Origin of the sequence: Agrobacterium sp. a22-2, from assembly GCF_012276985.1 — a bacterium.
GTDB lineage: Bacteria > Pseudomonadota > Alphaproteobacteria > Rhizobiales > Rhizobiaceae > Allorhizobium.
The window spans coordinates 22,725-40,516 of the sequence record NZ_JAAXMM010000016.1 but is presented as its reverse complement, the minus strand read 5'-3'; the positions used below and the strand labels follow the sequence as shown (position 1 = coordinate 40,516).

20 protein-coding genes and 3 pseudogenes are annotated in these 17,792 nt (G+C 56.6%); 16 read left to right on the top strand and 7 right to left on the bottom strand.

The window, feature by feature from the left end; all coding sequences use genetic code 11:
* Positions 1–30 precede the first annotated feature (30 nt).
* Genes HFC70_RS21890 through HFC70_RS21870 form a run of 5 tightly spaced genes read left to right on the top strand, consistent with a single transcriptional unit; the run spans position 31 to position 4,182 of the window.
* Positions 31–1,509, top strand: coding sequence for a 4-hydroxyphenylacetate 3-hydroxylase N-terminal domain-containing protein (locus HFC70_RS21890; RefSeq protein WP_168475424.1), 1,479 nt, complete (start codon positions 31–33; stop codon positions 1,507–1,509).
* 12 nt (positions 1,510–1,521) lie between these two features.
* On the top strand, positions 1,522–2,235 hold the full coding sequence (locus HFC70_RS21885; protein ID WP_256368940.1) for a glutathione S-transferase: 714 nt from the start codon (positions 1,522–1,524) through the stop codon (positions 2,233–2,235).
* Positions 2,236–2,262: 27 nt separating this feature from the next.
* A complete protein-coding gene (locus tag HFC70_RS21880; RefSeq protein WP_168475422.1) occupies positions 2,263–2,982 on the top strand; it encodes a 2OG-Fe dioxygenase family protein in 720 nt (239 codons plus the stop codon).
* Positions 2,982–3,515 (top strand): flavin reductase, encoded by a 534-nt coding sequence (locus HFC70_RS27320; protein WP_368669777.1) that lies wholly within the window; start codon positions 2,982–2,984, stop codon positions 3,513–3,515. Before HFC70_RS21880 ends, HFC70_RS27320 begins: the two co-directional genes overlap by 1 nt.
* Before the next feature lie 34 nt (positions 3,516–3,549).
* Positions 3,550–4,182, top strand: coding sequence for a LysE family translocator (locus HFC70_RS21870; protein WP_168475420.1), 633 nt, complete (start codon positions 3,550–3,552; stop codon positions 4,180–4,182).
* 2 nt (positions 4,183–4,184) lie between these two features.
* On the opposite strand, the gene HFC70_RS27065 is transcribed toward HFC70_RS21870, so the two are convergent.
* Complete coding sequence (locus tag HFC70_RS27065; protein ID WP_246735907.1) at positions 4,185–4,463, bottom strand: DUF1127 domain-containing protein; 279 nt, start codon at positions 4,461–4,463, stop codon at positions 4,185–4,187.
* Positions 4,464–4,555: 92 nt separating this feature from the next.
* Here HFC70_RS27065 and HFC70_RS21860 point away from each other — a divergent pair, with 92 nt between their 5' ends.
* On the top strand, positions 4,556–5,263 hold the full coding sequence (locus HFC70_RS21860; RefSeq protein ID WP_168475419.1) for a helix-turn-helix transcriptional regulator: 708 nt from the start codon (positions 4,556–4,558) through the stop codon (positions 5,261–5,263).
* Here HFC70_RS21860 and HFC70_RS27315 read toward each other — a convergent pair.
* Positions 5,223–5,620, bottom strand: a pseudogene (locus HFC70_RS27315) (DUF1403 family protein). The gene HFC70_RS21860 and the pseudogene HFC70_RS27315 sit on opposite strands and share 41 nt — an antisense overlap.
* Positions 5,601–5,972: a DUF1403 family protein gene (locus HFC70_RS27310; protein ID WP_368669776.1), complete on the bottom strand. Its 372-nt coding sequence runs from the start codon at positions 5,970–5,972 to the stop codon at positions 5,601–5,603. The pseudogene HFC70_RS27315 and the gene HFC70_RS27310 overlap by 20 nt, the downstream one beginning before the upstream one ends.
* A 105-nt stretch (positions 5,973–6,077) precedes the next feature.
* Here HFC70_RS27310 and HFC70_RS21845 point away from each other — a divergent pair, with 105 nt between their 5' ends.
* The 4 genes and pseudogenes from HFC70_RS21845 to HFC70_RS21830 all read left to right on the top strand — a co-directional run bounded on the left by HFC70_RS21845 (position 6,078) and on the right by HFC70_RS21830 (position 8,918).
* A complete protein-coding gene (locus tag HFC70_RS21845; RefSeq protein WP_168475417.1) occupies positions 6,078–7,211 on the top strand; it encodes a site-specific integrase in 1,134 nt (377 codons plus the stop codon).
* Between the two features lie 91 nt (positions 7,212–7,302).
* Positions 7,303–7,515 (top strand): annotated as a pseudogene (locus HFC70_RS21840) (type II toxin-antitoxin system VapC family toxin); the annotation flags it as partial.
* A gap of 12 nt (positions 7,516–7,527) precedes the next feature.
* The gene (locus tag HFC70_RS21835; protein ID WP_168475416.1) at positions 7,528–7,776 is read left to right on the top strand and encodes a type II toxin-antitoxin system Phd/YefM family antitoxin; all 249 of its coding nucleotides are present in this window, start codon (positions 7,528–7,530) and stop codon (positions 7,774–7,776) included.
* Positions 7,773–8,918 carry a site-specific integrase gene (locus HFC70_RS21830; protein WP_168475415.1) on the top strand — a complete coding sequence of 382 codons (1,146 nt, stop codon included), beginning with the start codon at positions 7,773–7,775 and terminating at the stop codon, positions 8,916–8,918. Before HFC70_RS21835 ends, HFC70_RS21830 begins: the two co-directional genes overlap by 4 nt.
* Before the next feature lie 306 nt (positions 8,919–9,224).
* On the opposite strand, the gene HFC70_RS21825 is transcribed toward HFC70_RS21830, so the two are convergent.
* Positions 9,225–9,479, bottom strand: coding sequence for a GlsB/YeaQ/YmgE family stress response membrane protein (locus HFC70_RS21825; protein ID WP_168475414.1), 255 nt, complete (start codon positions 9,477–9,479; stop codon positions 9,225–9,227).
* Positions 9,480–10,000: 521 nt separating this feature from the next.
* On the opposite strand from HFC70_RS21825, the gene HFC70_RS21820 reads away from it, so the two are divergent.
* Positions 10,001–10,186 carry a hypothetical protein gene (locus tag HFC70_RS21820; protein WP_168475413.1) on the top strand — a complete coding sequence of 62 codons (186 nt, stop codon included), beginning with the start codon at positions 10,001–10,003 and terminating at the stop codon, positions 10,184–10,186.
* Positions 10,187–10,252: 66 nt separating this feature from the next.
* Positions 10,253–11,218: a LuxR family transcriptional regulator gene (locus HFC70_RS21815; RefSeq protein ID WP_246735906.1), complete on the top strand. Its 966-nt coding sequence runs from the start codon at positions 10,253–10,255 to the stop codon at positions 11,216–11,218.
* Between the two features lie 226 nt (positions 11,219–11,444).
* Here the strand turns inward: HFC70_RS21815 and repC are convergent, their stop codons facing one another.
* From repC to repA, 3 genes are all read right to left on the bottom strand, one after another.
* The gene (gene repC, locus HFC70_RS21810) at positions 11,445–12,689 is read right to left on the bottom strand and encodes a plasmid replication protein RepC (RefSeq protein WP_168475411.1); all 1,245 of its coding nucleotides are present in this window, start codon (positions 12,687–12,689) and stop codon (positions 11,445–11,447) included.
* Positions 12,690–12,845: 156 nt separating this feature from the next.
* Positions 12,846–13,841 carry a plasmid partitioning protein RepB gene (gene repB / locus HFC70_RS21805; RefSeq protein WP_168475410.1) on the bottom strand — a complete coding sequence of 332 codons (996 nt, stop codon included), beginning with the start codon at positions 13,839–13,841 and terminating at the stop codon, positions 12,846–12,848.
* Positions 13,842–13,925: 84 nt separating this feature from the next.
* Positions 13,926–15,116 (bottom strand): plasmid partitioning protein RepA, encoded by a 1,191-nt coding sequence (gene repA / locus HFC70_RS21800; RefSeq protein WP_168475409.1) that lies wholly within the window; start codon positions 15,114–15,116, stop codon positions 13,926–13,928.
* 376 nt (positions 15,117–15,492) lie between these two features.
* Between repA and HFC70_RS21795 the strand changes: the two genes are divergently transcribed.
* From HFC70_RS21795 to HFC70_RS21780, 4 genes and pseudogenes are all read left to right on the top strand, one after another.
* Entirely contained in the window at positions 15,493–16,128 is a 636-nt protein-coding gene (locus HFC70_RS21795; RefSeq protein WP_168475408.1) for an acyl-homoserine-lactone synthase, read from the top strand.
* Positions 16,125–17,097 (top strand): annotated as a pseudogene (trbB, locus tag HFC70_RS21790) (P-type conjugative transfer ATPase TrbB). Before HFC70_RS21795 ends, trbB begins: the two are co-directional and overlap by 4 nt.
* Positions 17,087–17,491 carry a conjugal transfer pilin TrbC gene (trbC, locus tag HFC70_RS21785; protein WP_168475407.1) on the top strand — a complete coding sequence of 135 codons (405 nt, stop codon included), beginning with the start codon at positions 17,087–17,089 and terminating at the stop codon, positions 17,489–17,491. The pseudogene trbB and the gene trbC overlap by 11 nt, the downstream one beginning before the upstream one ends.
* On the top strand, positions 17,484–17,783 hold the full coding sequence (locus tag HFC70_RS21780) for a conjugal transfer protein TrbD (protein ID WP_168475406.1): 300 nt from the start codon (positions 17,484–17,486) through the stop codon (positions 17,781–17,783). The genes trbC and HFC70_RS21780 overlap by 8 nt, the downstream gene beginning before the upstream one ends.
* The last annotated feature ends 9 nt before the right edge of the window (positions 17,784–17,792 follow it).

The following is a 17,792-nucleotide window of genomic DNA, read 5'->3' as shown; positions in this document are numbered from 1 at the left end:
TATTTTCGGAACCAGCAAGGGAAAAAGCCGATGAATATTCAAAGAGACTTAAAGGCCATCGTTCCTGACGAAACCCGCATGCGTAGCGGAGAGCAGTATCTCGACAGCATTTGCGACGGCCGTAATATTTTTATTCACGGAAAGAAATACGATTCAGCCTTAAGGAACCCTGAGCTGAACAAGACGGCAAATCTGCGAGCACAAATATATGATGCGTTGAAAGACCCAGGGCGGGTAAAGAAGGGCGCAATTTTCGACGCCGAGGCCGGGGCATGGGTGTCGCGTCTTCACACACCTCCGCTGCGAAAGGAAGATTGGTATGACAAGCTGGAAATTCTCGAAGACGTTTTTTTGGATGTCAGGCACCTCCCGTCGAGGGTCGGAGACGAGACTATACCGGCTGTCTGGTCGATGATGGACGGCTTGCCGTTCATTCGCGATCGGAACCCTTCTTTCGCCAATAACATTGAACGGCATATGCAGAATATTCTCTGGAACGATCCTTATCACGTTTCTGGGAATGCAGACCCCAAGGGCAACCGTTCGAGCAATCCAGAAGACCGTGAAGCAGATCTGTTACTGCGTGTTGTCAAGGAGACAGATGCTGGGCTTATCGTTCGGGGAGCAAAATACGAAACCGGTGCGGCGTATGCGAACCAAGCATTTGTGAAGCCAACCGTGGCGAATTGGGGCGGACAAGAGCTCTCACCTTATGCGGTGGGCTTTCTGTGGAATCGGTTCAACGATGCCAACGTGAAAATCGTTTGCCGTGATGCCTATTCGCGGCATGACGCTGCTGATCGCCCCTTATCTGCCCGTGCCGACGAAGTTGAGAGCATGGTCATTTTCGATGACGCCCTGGTGCCTTGGGAAGACGTCTTCTTTTACAATGACACCAAACTCGCAAACTTTGTGCGGGGAAGCCTCCACCGGTACAGTATGTTCATGTTCATGACACGTCTGTATGCGCTCGGGAAGCTCTACGCTGGCGTTGCCTTTTTAAACTGTGATCAAAACAGCGGCACGAAAATCCCCCAAGTTCGCGAAAAGCTGGCTGAGCTCATCTCATACAAGGAGATGGCGCACGCGTTTATCGTCGGCGCGATCGAGACCGGTTCTGTGAGCCCAGCCGGGTACTGGATGCCAAATCAGCCGATGATGTACTCCGGGCGCTACCTTCTATGTGAAAACCTTCACAAAATAATACACATAACCAGAGAGCTGTGTGGCGGCCAGCCGCCGCTCACCGCCGGCCATGAAACGTTTTTCATGGAAGAGGTCAGAGATATTTCGAGGAAATATTACTCCCTCAGCGATGGGTGGGACCACGAACGGCGCCACAAGCTAATATCGCTCACAAATGACCTGCTCAATTCGGAGTATTCGAATTACCGGCTGAACTTTTATATGTTCGCCCACTCGCCGCCCTTTGCGCAAAAGAACGCGATATTCAACAGTCACGATTTCGCGTCCTGTTCTCAGCTTGCTCGTGTTTTAGCTGATATCTGAGGGGTGCCAGTTATGAAGCTAATAATAGGCACGAAGCGGTATTCAACTTGGTCGATGCGCCCTTGGGTGTTCATGAAGACATTTGGGATCCCCTTCACAGAGGAAGTCATTCGTTTTGAAGTCGAGCCTGGAACGCGTCGACATACAGCTAGAACCGATGAGTTCATGCATGCCGCGTCGCCTAATGGCCGCGTTCCGGTGCTGATCTTTGATAACGGGGATCGGCTGAACGAATCTTTGGCGATATGTGAATATCTATCCGAAGTGTTCCTTTCTGGCAAAGGATGGCCTGCGCAAGCAGAATCGCGCGCAAAGGCGCGCGCGGTAACTTTGGAAATGGCGACAGGTTTCACAGCGCTGCGCCGCTTGCTACCAATGTCTATCGGCAGTTATGTCACCGATTTCGCGGCACTCCCAATCCCTTCGGTTACAGACGTTGACCGGATAAGAAACATCATCACCAAGTGCCGTAGCAGCTCGAATGGCCGCTTTCTGTTCGGTGATTTTTCAATTGCGGATGCATTCTATGCGCCCGTTGTCATGCGTTTCGAAACGTACAAAGTTCCAGTTACTCCGATCATCGGTGACTACATGGAAGCCATCAAGACCCTTCCAGCAGTTATCGAATGGTGTGCCGATGCGGTAGCGGATCAAACGGAAATCGGTGCGATAACCGAGATAGTGGCAAGCTATCCGACCGAAATCGCCGCGGCTTGCAAAATCTGACATGCAACCAAGGAAGGAGAACGAAAAATGGAAAACTATGTGACCCTGAAAGTCCGAGAGATTCCCGAAGCTGTACGGGCAAGTTACTCCGATCTTCGGCGTGATCCCTACCTCGAATTTCGTGAACGTTATCGGCGCTATGCCAATTTCAAACTTCGCCTCAGCGCTGACCGTAGCCAGGTAAGTATATCTCGGCTTGCTCACAAGCCTTATTACCAGAGCAAGACGTATCACGAGACATTGGGCGACATCGATCGCCAGTTCGAACCGATCGAGGCTGATGTAACTGGCATTATCGCGGAATGCACCGCAAATGTGCCTCTGGACGTGGACCGCGATTATTTCCTTCGCGTCCACCAGTTCCGGACTCTCGCTAAAAATGATGATTCCGGGAAGTGCGTCCCAGAAGGACCGCATCGCGATGGTGTCGAGTTCGCGGTGATGGTGTCGATCGACAGACAGAACATCGTGGGTGGTGCGTCGCAGATCCTCGCCGATAAGACTGCTTCTCCAATGTTTGAAACGCTGTTGGAGCCGGGAACAGCTCTGATCGTCAAGGACACGGATGTCTACCATAACGTCACTGACATCGAGCTTGTTGAAAACGCGAAGCTCGGTCATCGTGACGTTCTTCTCTGGGGTTACATCCCTTGGGAGGAATCCCGGTACAAGGAGCTTTACGGCGAGCTTGTCGAAGAGACTAAAACGATCGATGTTTCAGCTTACCGCGATAAGGCTCTGAACTGATGCCAATATCTTCAAGAATGAAGGTATCGCCCAACGATGTCGACTTGCCGGATCTATTCCGGCAAGCGATGTCGGAGGTCGCTCTCGCGGTTCATGTGCTAAGTACCTGCGGACCTGCCGGCGAAGGTGCTATGACGGCTTCGTCCGTCTGTTCCGTTAGTTTAGTGCCACCAACACTGCTTGCTTGCGTATCGCACTCATCCAGAATGAATGCGAAGTTAAAAGAGAACGGTCTGGCTTGCGTTAACACTTTAGCCGTCGAGCATATTGATGTCGCGGAAGCTTGCGCTAATTTGAAGGGCAAGTCTGGGAACGAAGAACTCAAATCATCCAACTGGGTACGTGGCGACGGCTTCAGCTGCCCATTTCTTCGCAGTGCTATATTTAGCTGCGAAGGGCGCATTCATAGCGTGTCTGAGGTTGCTACTCACACTGTGTTCTTCATCGAAGTACAAACCATACGAGCCGGCCTTCCTCAAGCTGATCCACTCATATGGCACCGGCGGGGATTTTCATCTGCGACAGGTTGCTGAAAGGCCGCTATTATGAGTCAGAAGGGTACTATTTATGTCGACTTACTCAGCATTCTTTGTCTTTTGGTTCTTAGCCTCGATCCCACTTGGGCCAAATGCAATCAATAGTATTCGCTATGGCGCTACATTGGACGGTAACAAGTGGATTCTTGCTCCGTTAGGCACCACATTTGCAGCAGTGGTGTTCTGCGCCATAGTACTAATGGGATTGGGTCTCTTTGTTGCGCAAAGGCCATATTTGCAACTCACTATACAAACAGTCGGCGCCACATATTTGTTGTATCTAGGCGTTAAAGTCCTTTACGACTTGAGGGTCAATTCGCGCCGGAGCGGCCTCCAATTCAATCGCGACAGTTTAAGCGATTATCCATTTCGTGATGGCTTTCTCATTTCGATGACGAATCCAAAGCCAGTCATCCTATACACTTCTGTTCTTTCATCCTATTTAGACCTTTCGGACCTCAGCTCCGCACATAATGCCGTTATCCTCTCGATTACGATAGGGACCGTATTCGGCGTCTACATGACCTACGGGCTGCTAGGAAAAGTGGCGTCATCAGTGTTTCGTAACGAAAGGATTTTTGTCTATTTTCAAATTGCCGCAGGCCTTTCATTCATTCTCTTGGCTCTGGGAATCTTCGTCGAGCTGGCTCACAAAGTTCTGTGACATCAACACCAGAATGGCTTGTTCGATTCACAAAGCGCCTGCGCGCGGGTTATCCCGATATCGTTTAAAGCTTCATCCGTGAGTTCCTTCAACGCCATGCGCTGTCGGCGTTTTGATGGCCATTCTTCGAAAACGAGCCGCATGGTATTTGAAAGACCTGAGGTGGACTCGGGTTCATCACCATCAATCAAAATCAGATCTCGGACGATGACCATCATTGCGCTGACCGAGCAAAGCAACAATACTGCGCACGCCCATAAAGTGTAATCAAGATTGTCCATTGCTACCTCCTCTTAGGCCGGACAACGTACCATCTATTGAACAGGCCACGTTTCGGTCGCGGCCGAAACGTCGATCTTCAGGAGCGCGCCTCATGATTACCACAGCCAACGGACCTACTATCGCTCGCGTTGCGTCTCTTGTGGGCGATGTTGCACGAGCAACTATTTTAGCGGCCTTGATGAGTGGAAAAGCACTTACTGCCGGCGAACTCGCCCGATTAGCAGGAGTTACCCCGCAGACGAGCAGCGGCCATCTCGCAAAACTACTAGAGGCGGGATTGGTCGAGGCAGAAAGGCAGGGACGATTCCACTATTATCGCCTAGCCTCAAGTGATGTAGCAGACGCACTAGAGGCGTTGTCGATACTCGCAGCCAGTCAGCCTACAAGGTATTTTAGACCTGGACCGAAAGACGAGGAATTGCGTCTTGCGCGCACGTGTTACGACCACGTTGCCGGAAAGCTTGGGCTGGCGATTGCCGATGCTTTGCAGGAGCGTGAGGCAATCATCATAAGAGAGGGATCAGCGTTCGTTACGAACTCTGGTCATGACTTCCTTGTGGATTTCGGCGTTGATATTCACACCGGGAGATCGGCGAAACCCCTATGTAAAACGTGCTTAGATTGGAGTGAGCGGCGGCACCACTTCGCAGGCCGTGTCGGCACCTCCCTCCTCAATCGCATGCTCGATCTTAAATGGATCAAGCGCGTTGATCAGTCCCGAGCGCTCCATGTATCCCCTGCAGGAGAACAAGGCCTTCTTAAGGTGTTCGGCGTGCGGGTAAGGGAACTGCGAAACTAGTGCAGATTGCCTTTGGATAAGCCGACTCGCCCGGCCGAACGCGGTCTCTTCCGCCGATCGTCCTGAAAGCTGGGCCATAGCGTTCGGCCAACAGCAGCGATACCGGTTTCGGCCATTTGAGCTTGTGCGCCAGAACCACTTCGGCCAGCCCATAGACCAGCCCTTCAGCGTCCGGACGAACGGCAAAGATCGCCGTTACAAGGTCCGCCACGGCGAAGGGCGCTGCTCGCCCGGTCTGAATCGCAGAATCGACCATATCCGGGATCAAGGCAAGGCCGTCGTCCCAGCGCCCCCCAGAAGCTCGGCAAGCTCCTTGACGAACGGCGTGCCGACTGTATCAGATCGGCGCGTCAGCAATCGTGTGGCTAAAAACAGCTTTCCTGCGGGGCCGGGATCGTCCCCCGCGCCGACTGACAGAGGTCAACGACACGGCATCGCGGATGGCGTTTTCCTCCTCGCTACGATCAACTATTCTGGCGGCGACGGAGGCCGCTTTGAGGGCCAGACGATCACGCCAGCAGCCAAGCCACGGCGGTTCGGCACAGAGCAGATCGTCAAGCGATTTCGGGGCGATACCGGCAGCGAAGGCGGCGTCGATCTCGCAGTATCGCGACCACGCGGCAGGGCCCAGCCCGGCAGGCGGGGCGACCAAGCGGGAGCCGTTGAAGCGGAGGGCGCGAGCGAATCCATGCGCCAGAGTGTAAATCATGTGCGCGGTTTAAGCCGGCAATGCCCGTCTCAACTGCACAGACTGTCGGCTATAAATAACGTCCGATAATCTTGCATTATCGGACGTTTTGTCCATTATAAAGAAATGAGCCAAATCATCGAGCAAAACAGCGAAATTCACGTCGAGGAGACCTCAGCGCCGTCTCTCAGCACAGCGCCCGGGTATGATGTTTCCGCGCCGGAGGTGTTGGGCGAAAGCCCCCTCCCCTCTCCCGCCGGTCAGGATCAGACGCCGTCCCATCTCGCAGGCCTTGCTGATCGTGCCCGGGGTTATGTCGAAGCCGCCAGTTCCGCCAATACGCGCAAAGCCTACACCTCGGACTGGAAGCATTTTTCTGCCTGGTGCCGACGGTCCAATCTGGCTCCCCTCCCCCCACATCCGCCAACAGTCGGGCTCTACATCACTGCCTGCGCTTCCGGCACAGCAGAAAGGAACGCCAAGGCCAACTCCGTCTCAACCATCGAACGGCGCCTCTCCTCGATATCCTGGAATTATACCCAGCGCGGCCTCACGCTTGATCGCAAGGACAGACATATCGCAACCGTTATGGCCGGGATTCGCAACAGCCATGCCAGGCCGCCCGTTCAGAAGGAGGCGGTCATGGCCGAGGATGTCATCGCCATGATCGAAACGCTCGATCGCGGCTCTCTGCGCGGCTTGCGCGACCGCGCCATGTTGCTCATCGGTTTTGCCGGTGGTCTTCGCCGCTCCGAGATCGTCGACCTCGATCTGAAGGCAGACCAGACCGAAGACGGCCAGGGATGGATCGAGATCCTCGACAAGGGAATGCTCGTAACCCTGCGCGGAAAAACCGGATGGCGAGAGGTCGAGGTCGGTCGCGGCTCGTCTGACGCGACGTGTCCGGTCGCCGCGATCGAGACTTGGATCAAGTTCGCCAAGCTGGCTCATGGTCCCCTCTTCCGTCGGGTCACGGGACAAGGCAAAGCGGTTGGGCCAGAACGGTTGAATGACAAGGAAGTGGCTCGGCTGGTGAAGCGGACCGCGATGGCGGCCGGCGTTCGCGGTGATCTCAGCGAGATCGAGCGCGCGTTTAAGTTCTCCGGTCATTCCCTTCGTGCTGGCCTCGCTTCTTCTGCCGAAGTCGATGAGCGATATGTCCAGAAGCAACTGGGGCACGCGTCCGCAGAGATGACCCGCAGATATCAACGTCGACGTGATCGCTTCCGCGTGAATTTGACCAAGGCTTCAGGGCTTTAGCTGGCCCCCTCCCCTCCTCCGCATGAAATCGTAAGAGGAGATTTTGGTGTCGGAATTCTCGCTTAGCGCTTCAATTGAAATCGGGAGCTAAAAGCCACAACAGGAACTACGAGCCGCCGTCACAGAAAGCGGCCTGCAGACCCTGGCCATCACCGATCTGGATGCCGAACTCGCAGCGGCTTTTGACTGGGAACATCGCGATCCGTGGGATAGGATTCTTGCCGCACAGGCGCGGCTGGAGCATTCCACCTTCCTCTCGACTGACCTGGCGTTCGATACGATACTGCATGAGCGGGTCTGGTAGGAGGTGGGACGAATGAAGATCTTCGCGGAACCTGTCGAGGCGGCCGAACGGCTTGAGGAACTGATATCTCTCGCCCAGCGCGACGACGAGGTGATCATTTGCCGAGAAGGCGTGCCCATTGCGGTGTTAACGGCTGTGCGGGAGGATTCCGATCTTAGCAGCGACAGGCTCTTGGGACTGATGGCTGAAGGAAGACCTGCGGCTGACAGACAAACTTCTAACCACGATGAATTTTATGATGAGAACGGGCCGCCGAAATGAGCAGCTCGCTGTCACGTTCGATCGAGAAACGCACCGAGACCTTGGACACGATCGCCGCCGTCCTGCCGATCGACCGGCGCGACGAACTGGCCGAACTGCTGACCGACCAGGATGTCGAAACGCTGCGCCACCTGGTCAACGAGGGCATGGGCGAAGACACCTTGCGGGCACTCACCTCTGACCTTGCCTATCTGCAGGCCTGGTCGCTTGCCGCGACCGGCGCCTCCCTCCCATGGCCGGCGCCCGAAGCACTGCTGCTGAAATTCGTCGCCCACCATCTCTGGCAACCCGAACAACGCGACATCGATGCGCTCCACGGCATGCCGGCCGCCGTCGAGGTGACCCTGCGCGAACAAGGTTTCCTTCGATCGTCGGGGCCGCATGCGCCCGACACGGTGCGCCGGCGGATTGCCAGCTGGTCGACGCTGACGAAATGGCGCGGGCTGACCGGCGTCTTCTCCTCCCCCTCGCTGAAATCCGCGATCCGTCTTGCGGTGCGGGGGACGCCGCGGCCAAGGAAACGCAAAAGCGCGAAGGCCGTGACCGGAGATGTCCTTGCCAAGCTCCTCGCGACCTGCAGCACAGACAGCCTGAGGGATATCCGCGACCGTGCAATTTTGATGGTGGCGTTCGCGTCCGGCGGCCGCCGTCGCAGCGAGATTGCCGGTTTGTGCAGGGAGCAGCTCACAGTCGAGCCGCCGATCACCGTCGAGAGCGGCCTTCCCCTCCCCTCTCTCGCCATCCATCTGGGTCGCACCAAAACGTCCGGCTCCGAGCACGACGAGGTCGTCTATCTGACCGGTCGACCGGTGGATGCGCTCAACGCCTGGCTTGCGGCTGCCCAGATCGAAAGCGGAAGCATCTTTCGGAAAGTCGATCGATGGGGCAACATTTCGGAGCGGGCACTGGAGCCGAGTGCTGTCAACGACATCGTCAAGCAGCGAGCGGCGCTGGTTGGCCTGGAGGCGGGGGAATATTCCGCGCACGGGCGACGGTCGGGGTATCTCACAGAGGCCGCTAATCGTGGCGTCCCCCTGCCAGAAGCTATGGAGCAGTCCCGACATAGATCGATCCAGCAGGCGTCCAGTTATTACAACAATGCAACCAGGCGAACAGGACGGGCCGCACGGCTTCTACCGTAGCCACCGTTGACTTTCTTAGAAGGCATAGGTTCGATGCCAGTTGTCGGAATTGACGAGCAGCCTATTCGCCGCTGTTTCGCTTGCCTTAATGCCGCAAGGGTTCACCGGTATAAGGCGTTGCTGCCGTCACCGGCGGCGATGACGGCAGCACGTGCGTCCGAATAGGGCGCCGCTACCAATTTGCCGTTCGCTGGCGTAGGAAGTGCTGGCTAGGCTGTGAGACCCTTCGAAACTCTTCAAAATCTGCTGCAAGGTTGCCCAGTCCCGCGAAACCGAAGTATCGCGGGACTGCAACGATCTTAGAACTTAGGCCCGTCTGATCAGCCGAAGCAGGAGCAGCAGTATGACGGCACCGAGTGCTGCAGACAGAATGGCCCCTGCGTAGCCGGCCCCCAAGCTTATGCCAAGACGCGGGAACAACAAACCTGCGATAAAGGCACCCACGATGCCCACAACGATGTTTCCCAGCAGGCCAAAGCCATAGCCTTTGACGATGAGACCGGCCAACCAGCCTGCGACCGCTCCGATGATCAGAAATATGACGAGACTTTCGATACCCATGATTCAGCTCCCTCTTCAGTGCCATGCTGGCAGCTTTGATATGGCCGATATCGCCGAGTGAAAGTCAAACTCAATAGGGAGGCCTCGATCACCAAACCGTAAATATGTCGGGAGAGGCGCCAGATCGCCACCGAAGACAGATTGGCAGAACTACAGAGCCGGGCGCGCCTCGCCCCTGATAGCCAGCATCGAAAACCCGCTTGCTCCGCTTTGGGTGTGGCTGGCCTTCTTGGAGCTTCCCGCCTGGGTCGCTTGGGTTTGCGGACGACTGGTAATGGTTGCTGTGGTCTTCGATGTCCTGGCGAAATCGAAGCGGCGACGAAAGACCGTGAGGCAACAGGACAAGGCTAGACTCACCGCCTGGGTCCGATGGGGAAGACACACTTTCGACCTGTCGGTCGTGGAGGTGGGAACGCACCAGCCTGTTGCAGACCTGCCCGCTGTCGTCCGCTCGCATGACAGGTCAGGGTGCCTCTCCATGCCAGGATGCGTGGACGAAAGCGCCCTGGCCGGAGGAAATCATGGACATTTACAGTCTCACCATCACACATATTCACACCGGGCCCCAACCGGTGCGGATGAGTGCCCGGGCCGAGGAATGCTACTACTCAAGTCAGTTCGCCCTGCAGCGTTTGAGCCCGGGATTGCTCAGGTCGATCGTGATCGGGGCCAGCGTGACCCTGATCCTTGGCATAGCGCTGATCTGAGGTCGTTCCGTGTCTCGTGATATCACGCATGCTATGCTGCGACCCGACGTCAATGGAGATCGCAGTATGGATGAGAGTGAGGCTGACAAGACCGCGATCCTGGCCGTGATCCGCCGCGAGACCGAGGCATGGCTGCAGCGGGACTTCGAGTCATTGGCGAGCCACTGGGTGCATTCTTCGCAGACCCGGCGGATGGAATACTATGCTTCGTTAGGCACCCGGGTCGACGAAGGCTGGGACGCGATTGCCGCACGACTTAAGACCATTGTTGCCCGCTTCCCGAAGAAACATGCCGATATGGAGCACGTTCGGTGGGAGAAGGTAAACATCGTCGTCGCCGGGAATATGGCTTGGGTGACCTACGACCAGATCGGGATCGATGCCGGCGACGATCTGAAACGCGAACTAAAAGTCCTGCATAAGGACGACGGTGTTTGGAAGATCGGCTGCATGGTGATGATGGAGAGCACCATTGAACAGTCGAACTACCCGCTGATCGAGGTCGACGCGGATGCCCGCATCCTCTGGATGAACCGGCTCGCGCAGGAGCGCATATACGGCCATACGGGGCTCGCCTCCGCTGGCGGCCGCCTCCGCGCCCGTCGTCGCGAACGTGACGCGGGACTTCGTGACGCCGTGCGCCTAGCCTTTCGCGAGCTAGAGGGCCAAACACGGATAAGCTTGTCGCCGAAGCAGGCTTGGGCGGTGGCACTTGGTGAGAACGCTGCGGGGGTGCCTCTCTACTGCTGGGTCCGGCTTGAAGATGGCAAGGCACTGGTGTCGTTCGACGATGCGGAGACCGTCGCACGTCGGATCGATGGCGCAAAGGAGATCTATGGTTTGTCACCCGCGCAGGTCAGGCTTGCCAGTCTGATCGTCGATGGCCACGATCTTGCGAGTGCCGCAAAACTCCTGACGGTTAGCGTCAACACGCTACGCACCCAGCTTCAGCGTATTTTCGACAAAACTGGCGTACGTAGTCAGGCTGCATTGGTACGTTCACTGCTCAGCGTCGAGGTGCTCAACAAGTGACATAGCGTCCTGCAGACCCCTGCTTCACAGGCCTCGGTGAAGCTGTACAAAACAACACTATTGGTCGACGTCCCTTTTAAGATCGATATTCACATTCATCTAGTGTAACTTATTGAAGTTACGATCAAAAACATGAAAGAAAACGGCTGACAAGTTTTGCTCCGGCTCAAATCGCAGCTCTTGGAGTGCGTTTGTCAACAAACGCTCACTGTCATTCGCTCCACCTTCAGCCCGCGCGACGCGCTCCCTCGCTGGTTGCCTTCAGCAGCGCAACCAGCATCGGCCCAAGCGAAAACTCGCCACGCTCTGAACGCCTCGTCAGATCGCGGAGATATCCCCCGGCGGAGTTGATGAAGTTCGATCTCTCAAGGATACACGCCATTGCCACCGCGGCATTTTCAGGCCCCATGGCATCGCAGGCTTCCTCATAGGCCGACGGGCTCACACCGAGCATCGACCGAACTACGACTGCTGCGGTCATCAATTCACGCCAATGTGAAATGCACCCGCCTGGTCCATAGTCGACAATCTGCGGGCAGGCTCGAAGAACCATGCCCAGAGGGAATGACTTGATCGGCTCGCCCCTTGCCTTTGCCTCTTCATGCTTCACACTCTTCGCCTGCTGCTCTTCCGGCAAGCTTTCGCCCCGCTCTTGTTCAGAGCTAGGTTCAAGTTCATAGATAGATTCGGATTTTGAATTCTGTATGTGGCGATCATTTTGAATGGCATTGCCATGCATATTTTCAGTATTTAATTGAATTTCCAGGAGGTTGAGAACCTCACCGCGCAGAAGCTCCATTTCATCGAGTGTTGCTTCGACCTGGGTTCTATCAGGATAGCGAGGAAGCCGGCCGAGAATTCCAACATACATCGCCTCGACATTCCCCCAATTGCCTGACGCACCCTCCTCAATCGCAGCTGTGATCAGCTTGCGAACATCGCGGCGGCAGATCGTGAGTGCTTCTTTTACCCGGCGGAAGCGCATGCGTTCTGCGGCGACTTCCTGCGCCAGGACGGCAAGCTCTGTGGCCCGCGCCAGCAGCGGACTCAGATCGAATCCGTATGCCTGCTCGATTTCACCATCGCGGTTGCGATACGCGTAACGCTTACCATTCGGACTGTCGCGACGCTGGATAAGTCCGGCATCGACAAGGGCCCCGAGCTGCCGGCGGAGTGTGCTTTCCGTGATCCCATGAGCGCGGATGGATAGCTGCGCGTTGGATGGGAATACGACAAGTCCATGTTCGGCGTCGAGCTGTGGCTCAGGATAGAACGTCAACAGGGCATCAAGAACGGCAAGGGCTCTGTCCTGCAGCCCGAAGCGTTCCCTTGCTTCGCACACGTCACGAAAGACTTTCCACTTTTCAACGCGCGCGCCTGGATGCGATTCTGCGATCGCCAGCTGGCCTTTGACCAAAGCAAGCGTCATCGGCCGCCGCCCGAAGGGCGTCGTTACATGTCTCATCTGCATTTTTCTCTTACCTTTCTCTAGGCAAAAGAAAATCGCTCACCAAATCGGTGCCAAGACTCTTGACTGTGATTCCGGGAAATGCGATTCTCGATCCTGCTAGAGATGACGAGAGAGGCTTCCACGGTTTACCGTTTGGGGGCCTTTTTCTTTTGCGGTTTAGTCTCCGTTGTTTTCGTGTTTCGATCCTTTGTACTCATCGTACAGACGATCCATATGGGCTGACAGCCAGTCACTGAAGGGCTTCGCTTCGACATTCGAAAGCTCTATCGCAACCTTCTTCGATTTGGCATTCATTACGAAATTCAGTGAACTGTCGCTCGACGTCCAGTCCTTTCCGGTTGCGCTGGCCTTGGGCCTCTTTGCAGCCGATTTGACCTTGTAGCGCTTCAGGTAATCATGAAGTTCATCGAACCGCTTGTCTTCATCCAGTTCTAGGAACTCAGCGGTTCCGGAATACTCCGCTGCGACCTTTAACAGGGCAGGGGCGAGAACCAATTGCCGAAGGCTCAGCCACCTGTCACGCCCAATCTTCTTGGACGCGCCTAGTGCCTGGATAATCGGAGCAGGGACCGCCTCGACGACGCCGAGCATTTTGGAGAGCATCGCCTCATCGATCGCGAGCGACGATCGAACCACATCCTTGGTCATTCCCGACGCAAGCAGGTTCTGAGCGAAGTACGCGCGCTCTATGAAGGACAGGTTCGAACGGGCTGCGTTCTCCTGCCCTTGGACAATCGCTGATGTGATGTCGTCAAGTTTCTTGACGACGGCCTTGACCGGGACTGCGAGCTCTCGAGCGACCTTGAGCCGGCGATGGCCAAACACGACCATGTATCGCTTAGCGTCCGTCGAACTGGGCCGAACCAGAATAGGCGTTGTCTGCCCGGACACTTTGATGGCTTGAAGGAGTTCTTGAAACTCTTCGTCATCGTCTGAAAGACGGTCGGCAACAAAAGAAGCGTCAATCAACCGCGGATCGAGATCCACGATGACCTCACCTTCCATTAGCTTCTTCGTGTTCTCCGCCATATCCTCGATGGACCGGACCACCGTCTTCGCTGCCCCTGTCATACCGTAGCCGGCCTTCGTCGGCGTCTGGTTCGCAGAGATGGAAGCCATGTCTAATTTTGCAAACGGATTTTCACGCGACATAACCGCCCTCCCGATCTGTCTTCAACCTCGATAAGGCCTTGGCATTCATGATAAACTCGGCCAAAAAAACGGCTGACAAGCTCGTCATTTCCGCCCCCAAGCACCGTGAATGAGATCCACGATCTCTCCGTTAGCAGCATTCAGGCTTTCCATCGCGCGGTCGTAGGTGGACCGGACGAAACCGCCCCGCTCGACCTCATACAAGGTCTGCTTCTTGATTGAAGCATCCGAAATAGCCGTCGACTTCAAAACGTGATTTCGCAACATTTGCTGGGCAAACATGGATTGCATGAACCCAACCATCTGGGCTTGTGGAATGTCTGTCGGCTCGAAGCGAGTGATGAGGTAGCGGAACCACTGGACCCGCATCTCGGCTCCGGCCTCCGCGACCGGGCCCATAATGCCGCCCAGCATCATCAGAAATTGGCTCATCGACATGATGTCCAACATCTGGGGATGGATGGTGATGAGAATGCCGGTTGAAGCCATCAGAGCGGTGATGGTCAGGTACCCAAGTTGTGGGGGGCAATCGATGACGACCACGTCATATCTCTCATCTACCTGCTTCAGCGCACTGGCAATCCGCATGTAGAATAGTCGGCCGTCCTCTCCCTTCTTGGAGGAAATCGCAAGGGGCACGTCGTACTCGTACTCCTGCAAAACGAGGCTCGCCGGCACTACGTCAAGGCCAGGAATGTTCGTTGGCTGGATGACATCAGCGATTGACTTCCGCTCGTCATCGAAACGAAGCGCCTCGTACAGGGACGCCGTATCATCAAGTTCAGGCTGAATTCCGAACAGGGATGTCAAGGATGCCTGGGGATCAAGATCGACCGCCAATACGCGATGGCCCGTTAGAGCAAGATATTGCGCGAGGTGGGCGGCGGTCGTGGTTTTACCGCTTCCGCCTTTGAAGTTCACGACCGATACGACCTGCATCGGTTCGCCCTCCCGTCGCCTAGGGACGTAGTATCTCTTGTCGGATTTCTTGTTGGCCTCAAGATAGTCTCGGAGTTCCAACATCTGGTCCGCCGTGTAGTATCGACGTCCGCCGACGGATTCTATCTCTGGCCCCTTTCCGTCAGAATGAATTTGTCGCAGGTGGGTCTGTGTGACCCCCATGAAATCCGCGACTTCCCCCAGTTGAAACTTTCGCAAGCCTTTGCGAGCATCAGGTGGATATTGCTGACTGCGCAGCATATGCAACGCGCTTGAGATCTTTGCCCCCTGCTGGGCAATCTCAATATCAAATCGGTTGGGCTGCGAAGTGCTCATTTTGCGAACTATTTCCCGGAGGTCTTCACTTTCGAAACAATGGCCACAAAACCATCATTTGCGAAACTATCTCCCGATTCCCACGCTGCCGCAAGAGATTTAAAGTTAACAACGGGTTAACGAGTGCGGCGTGCTTTGGGCCTCTCTGCCGAATCTGCGATATGTTTCGGATAGTTAGGCAGCTTTTACTAAAAACGTATAGTGGTCCGAAACTGCAGATCTGCAGATGCGGGCCTGGGCTCTCACACCGTTCACGACCCTAATTGCCCATTGGCCATACACCGCGCGGTAGAATCAGCGTCTGCAGATCTGCAGATAGCCACATGCGTTCCCAGATGATCTTTCTCCGTCATGACCACTTCATGCGGAGAACAAGATGCAGATTCTGACCGTTTCGCCAGATCGACATGAGCATTCCAATCTTCTGAAACAGATGCACCGCCTGCGCGCGACGGTCTTTCGCGAACGTCTCGAATGGGATGTGAACGTCAGCGATGCGGGCGAGAGCGACGAGTACGATAATCTCGACCCGACCTACATCCTCGCAGTCACAGACGGCCAAAAGGTCGTCGGCTGCGCGCGCCTGCTGCCGGCATTGGGGCCAACTATGCTGGAGCGGACATTCCCGCAATTACTGGCAACCGGTTCACTCAACGCGTCGGCCAGAATGGTCGAGAGTTCGCGCTTTTGCGTCGACACATCTTTGCCCGCGGGCAGGGGAGGGGGCCAGCTCCATCTCGCAACGCTGACCATGTTTGCCGGAATCATCGAGTGGTCGATAGCAAACGGCTACGACGAGATCGTCACGGCCACCGACCTGCGCTTCGAGCGCATCCTGAACCGGGCCGGATGGCCGATGAAGCGGCTCGGCGATCCTGTGGCCATCGGCAACACCGTGGCCGTCGCCGGGACATTGCCAGCGGATCAAGCAAGCTTCGACCGGGTCTGCCCACCGGACTACCGCTCGATCACCATCGAAGATCACAGCCGTCAGATCCGGAGCGCTGCGTGACCCAGCTCCGTTCCCATCCTCGCCTGGTTCGCAAACTGCAGGACGCGCTCGGCGACCAACTCTGCATCGCGCTCGATGATGCAACGGTGGTCGAAATCATGCTCAATCCGGACGGCCGGCTGTTCATCGAAACGGCTGGGGCACGGCGTGGCCCCGGCCGGCGCAATGAGTAACGCCGCAGCCGAAGTTGTCATCGGCAGCGTTGCGCATGCCCTGCAGTCGGAGGCCGACGACGAGCGGCCCATCATCTCTGGCGAACTTCCGATTGGCGGACACCGCTTCGAGGGGCTGTTGCCGCCGGTGGTCTCCGGTCCGGCATTCACCATCCGCCGACGAGCCTCGCGTCTCATCCCGCTAACAGAGTACGTGAAGTCGAAGGTGATGACCGAGGCCCAGGCATCTGCCATTCGCAGCGCGATCGACGCTCGGATGAACATCGTCATCTCCGGGGGCACCGGTTCCGGAAAAACGACGCTTGCCAACGCCATCATTGCCGAGATCGTGACTGCTTCTCCCGACGATCGGATGGTGATCCTCGAGGACACCGCCGAGATTCAATGCGCGGCCGAGAATGCCGTGTCGCTGCACACCAGCGATACCATCGACATGGCCCGCCTGCTGATGAGCACCATGCGCCTGCGTCCCGATCGCATCATCGTTGGCGAGGTCCGCGACGGAGCGGCCCTGACGCTGCTCAAGGCCTGGAACACCGGCCACCCTGGCGGCGTCACCACGATCCATTCCAACACGGCGATGTCAGCCTTGCGCCGGCTGGAGCAACTGACGGCGGAAGTCAGTCAGCAGCCGATGCAGGAGGTGATCGGCGAAGCCGTCGATCTCGTCGTCTCCATTGAACGAACTGGGAAGGGGAGACGGGTCCGCGAGGTCGTCCACATCGAAGGATACCGCAACGGCGGCTACCAGACCGAACATTATGCCCAGATCGATGAGGACAGCCATGTCGCGTAAAATCTCTATTCTTCTCACCGGCGCGACGCTTGTCGCCATTTCTATCGGCTTTAGCGATTCCGCATTCGCTTCCTCGGGCGGAGGCGGTCTTCCTTGGGAATCGCCGCTGCAACAGATCCAGCAATCGATCACCGGACCTGTCGCCGGGTTTATCGCGCTGGCCGCTGTCGCCATTGCCGGCGCCATGCTGATCTTCGGAGGCGAGCTGAATGATTTCGCGAGACGGCTTTGCTACGTCGCGCTGGTTGGGGGCGTCCTGCTCGGGGCCACCCAGATTGTTGCCCTGTTCGGCGCGACCGGCGCATCGATCGGCGAGGCCCACGCACAGGCCGAGCAAAACACTCCCGAACCGACGATGACGCCGGCCACCGTGGAGGAGGGGGCTCATGGCTGACGTCGGCACTTCTCTGGCACGCTCGCGGGTACACCGGGCGCTATCGCGTCCGAACCTGTTGATGGGCGCCGACCGTGAGCTGGTGCTGCTGACGGCGCTTGCCGCGATCATCCTGATCTTCGTGGTGTTGACCTGGTATGCGGCGCTGTTTGGTATCGCGATCTGGCTGGTCGCGGTCGCGGCACTGCGCATGATGGCCAAGGCCGATCCGCTGATGCGCCGGGTCTATCTCCGGCACATCTCCTACAAGACGTCGTATCGCGCGACGTCGTCGCCGTGGCGCAAGTTCTAAAGGAATTGA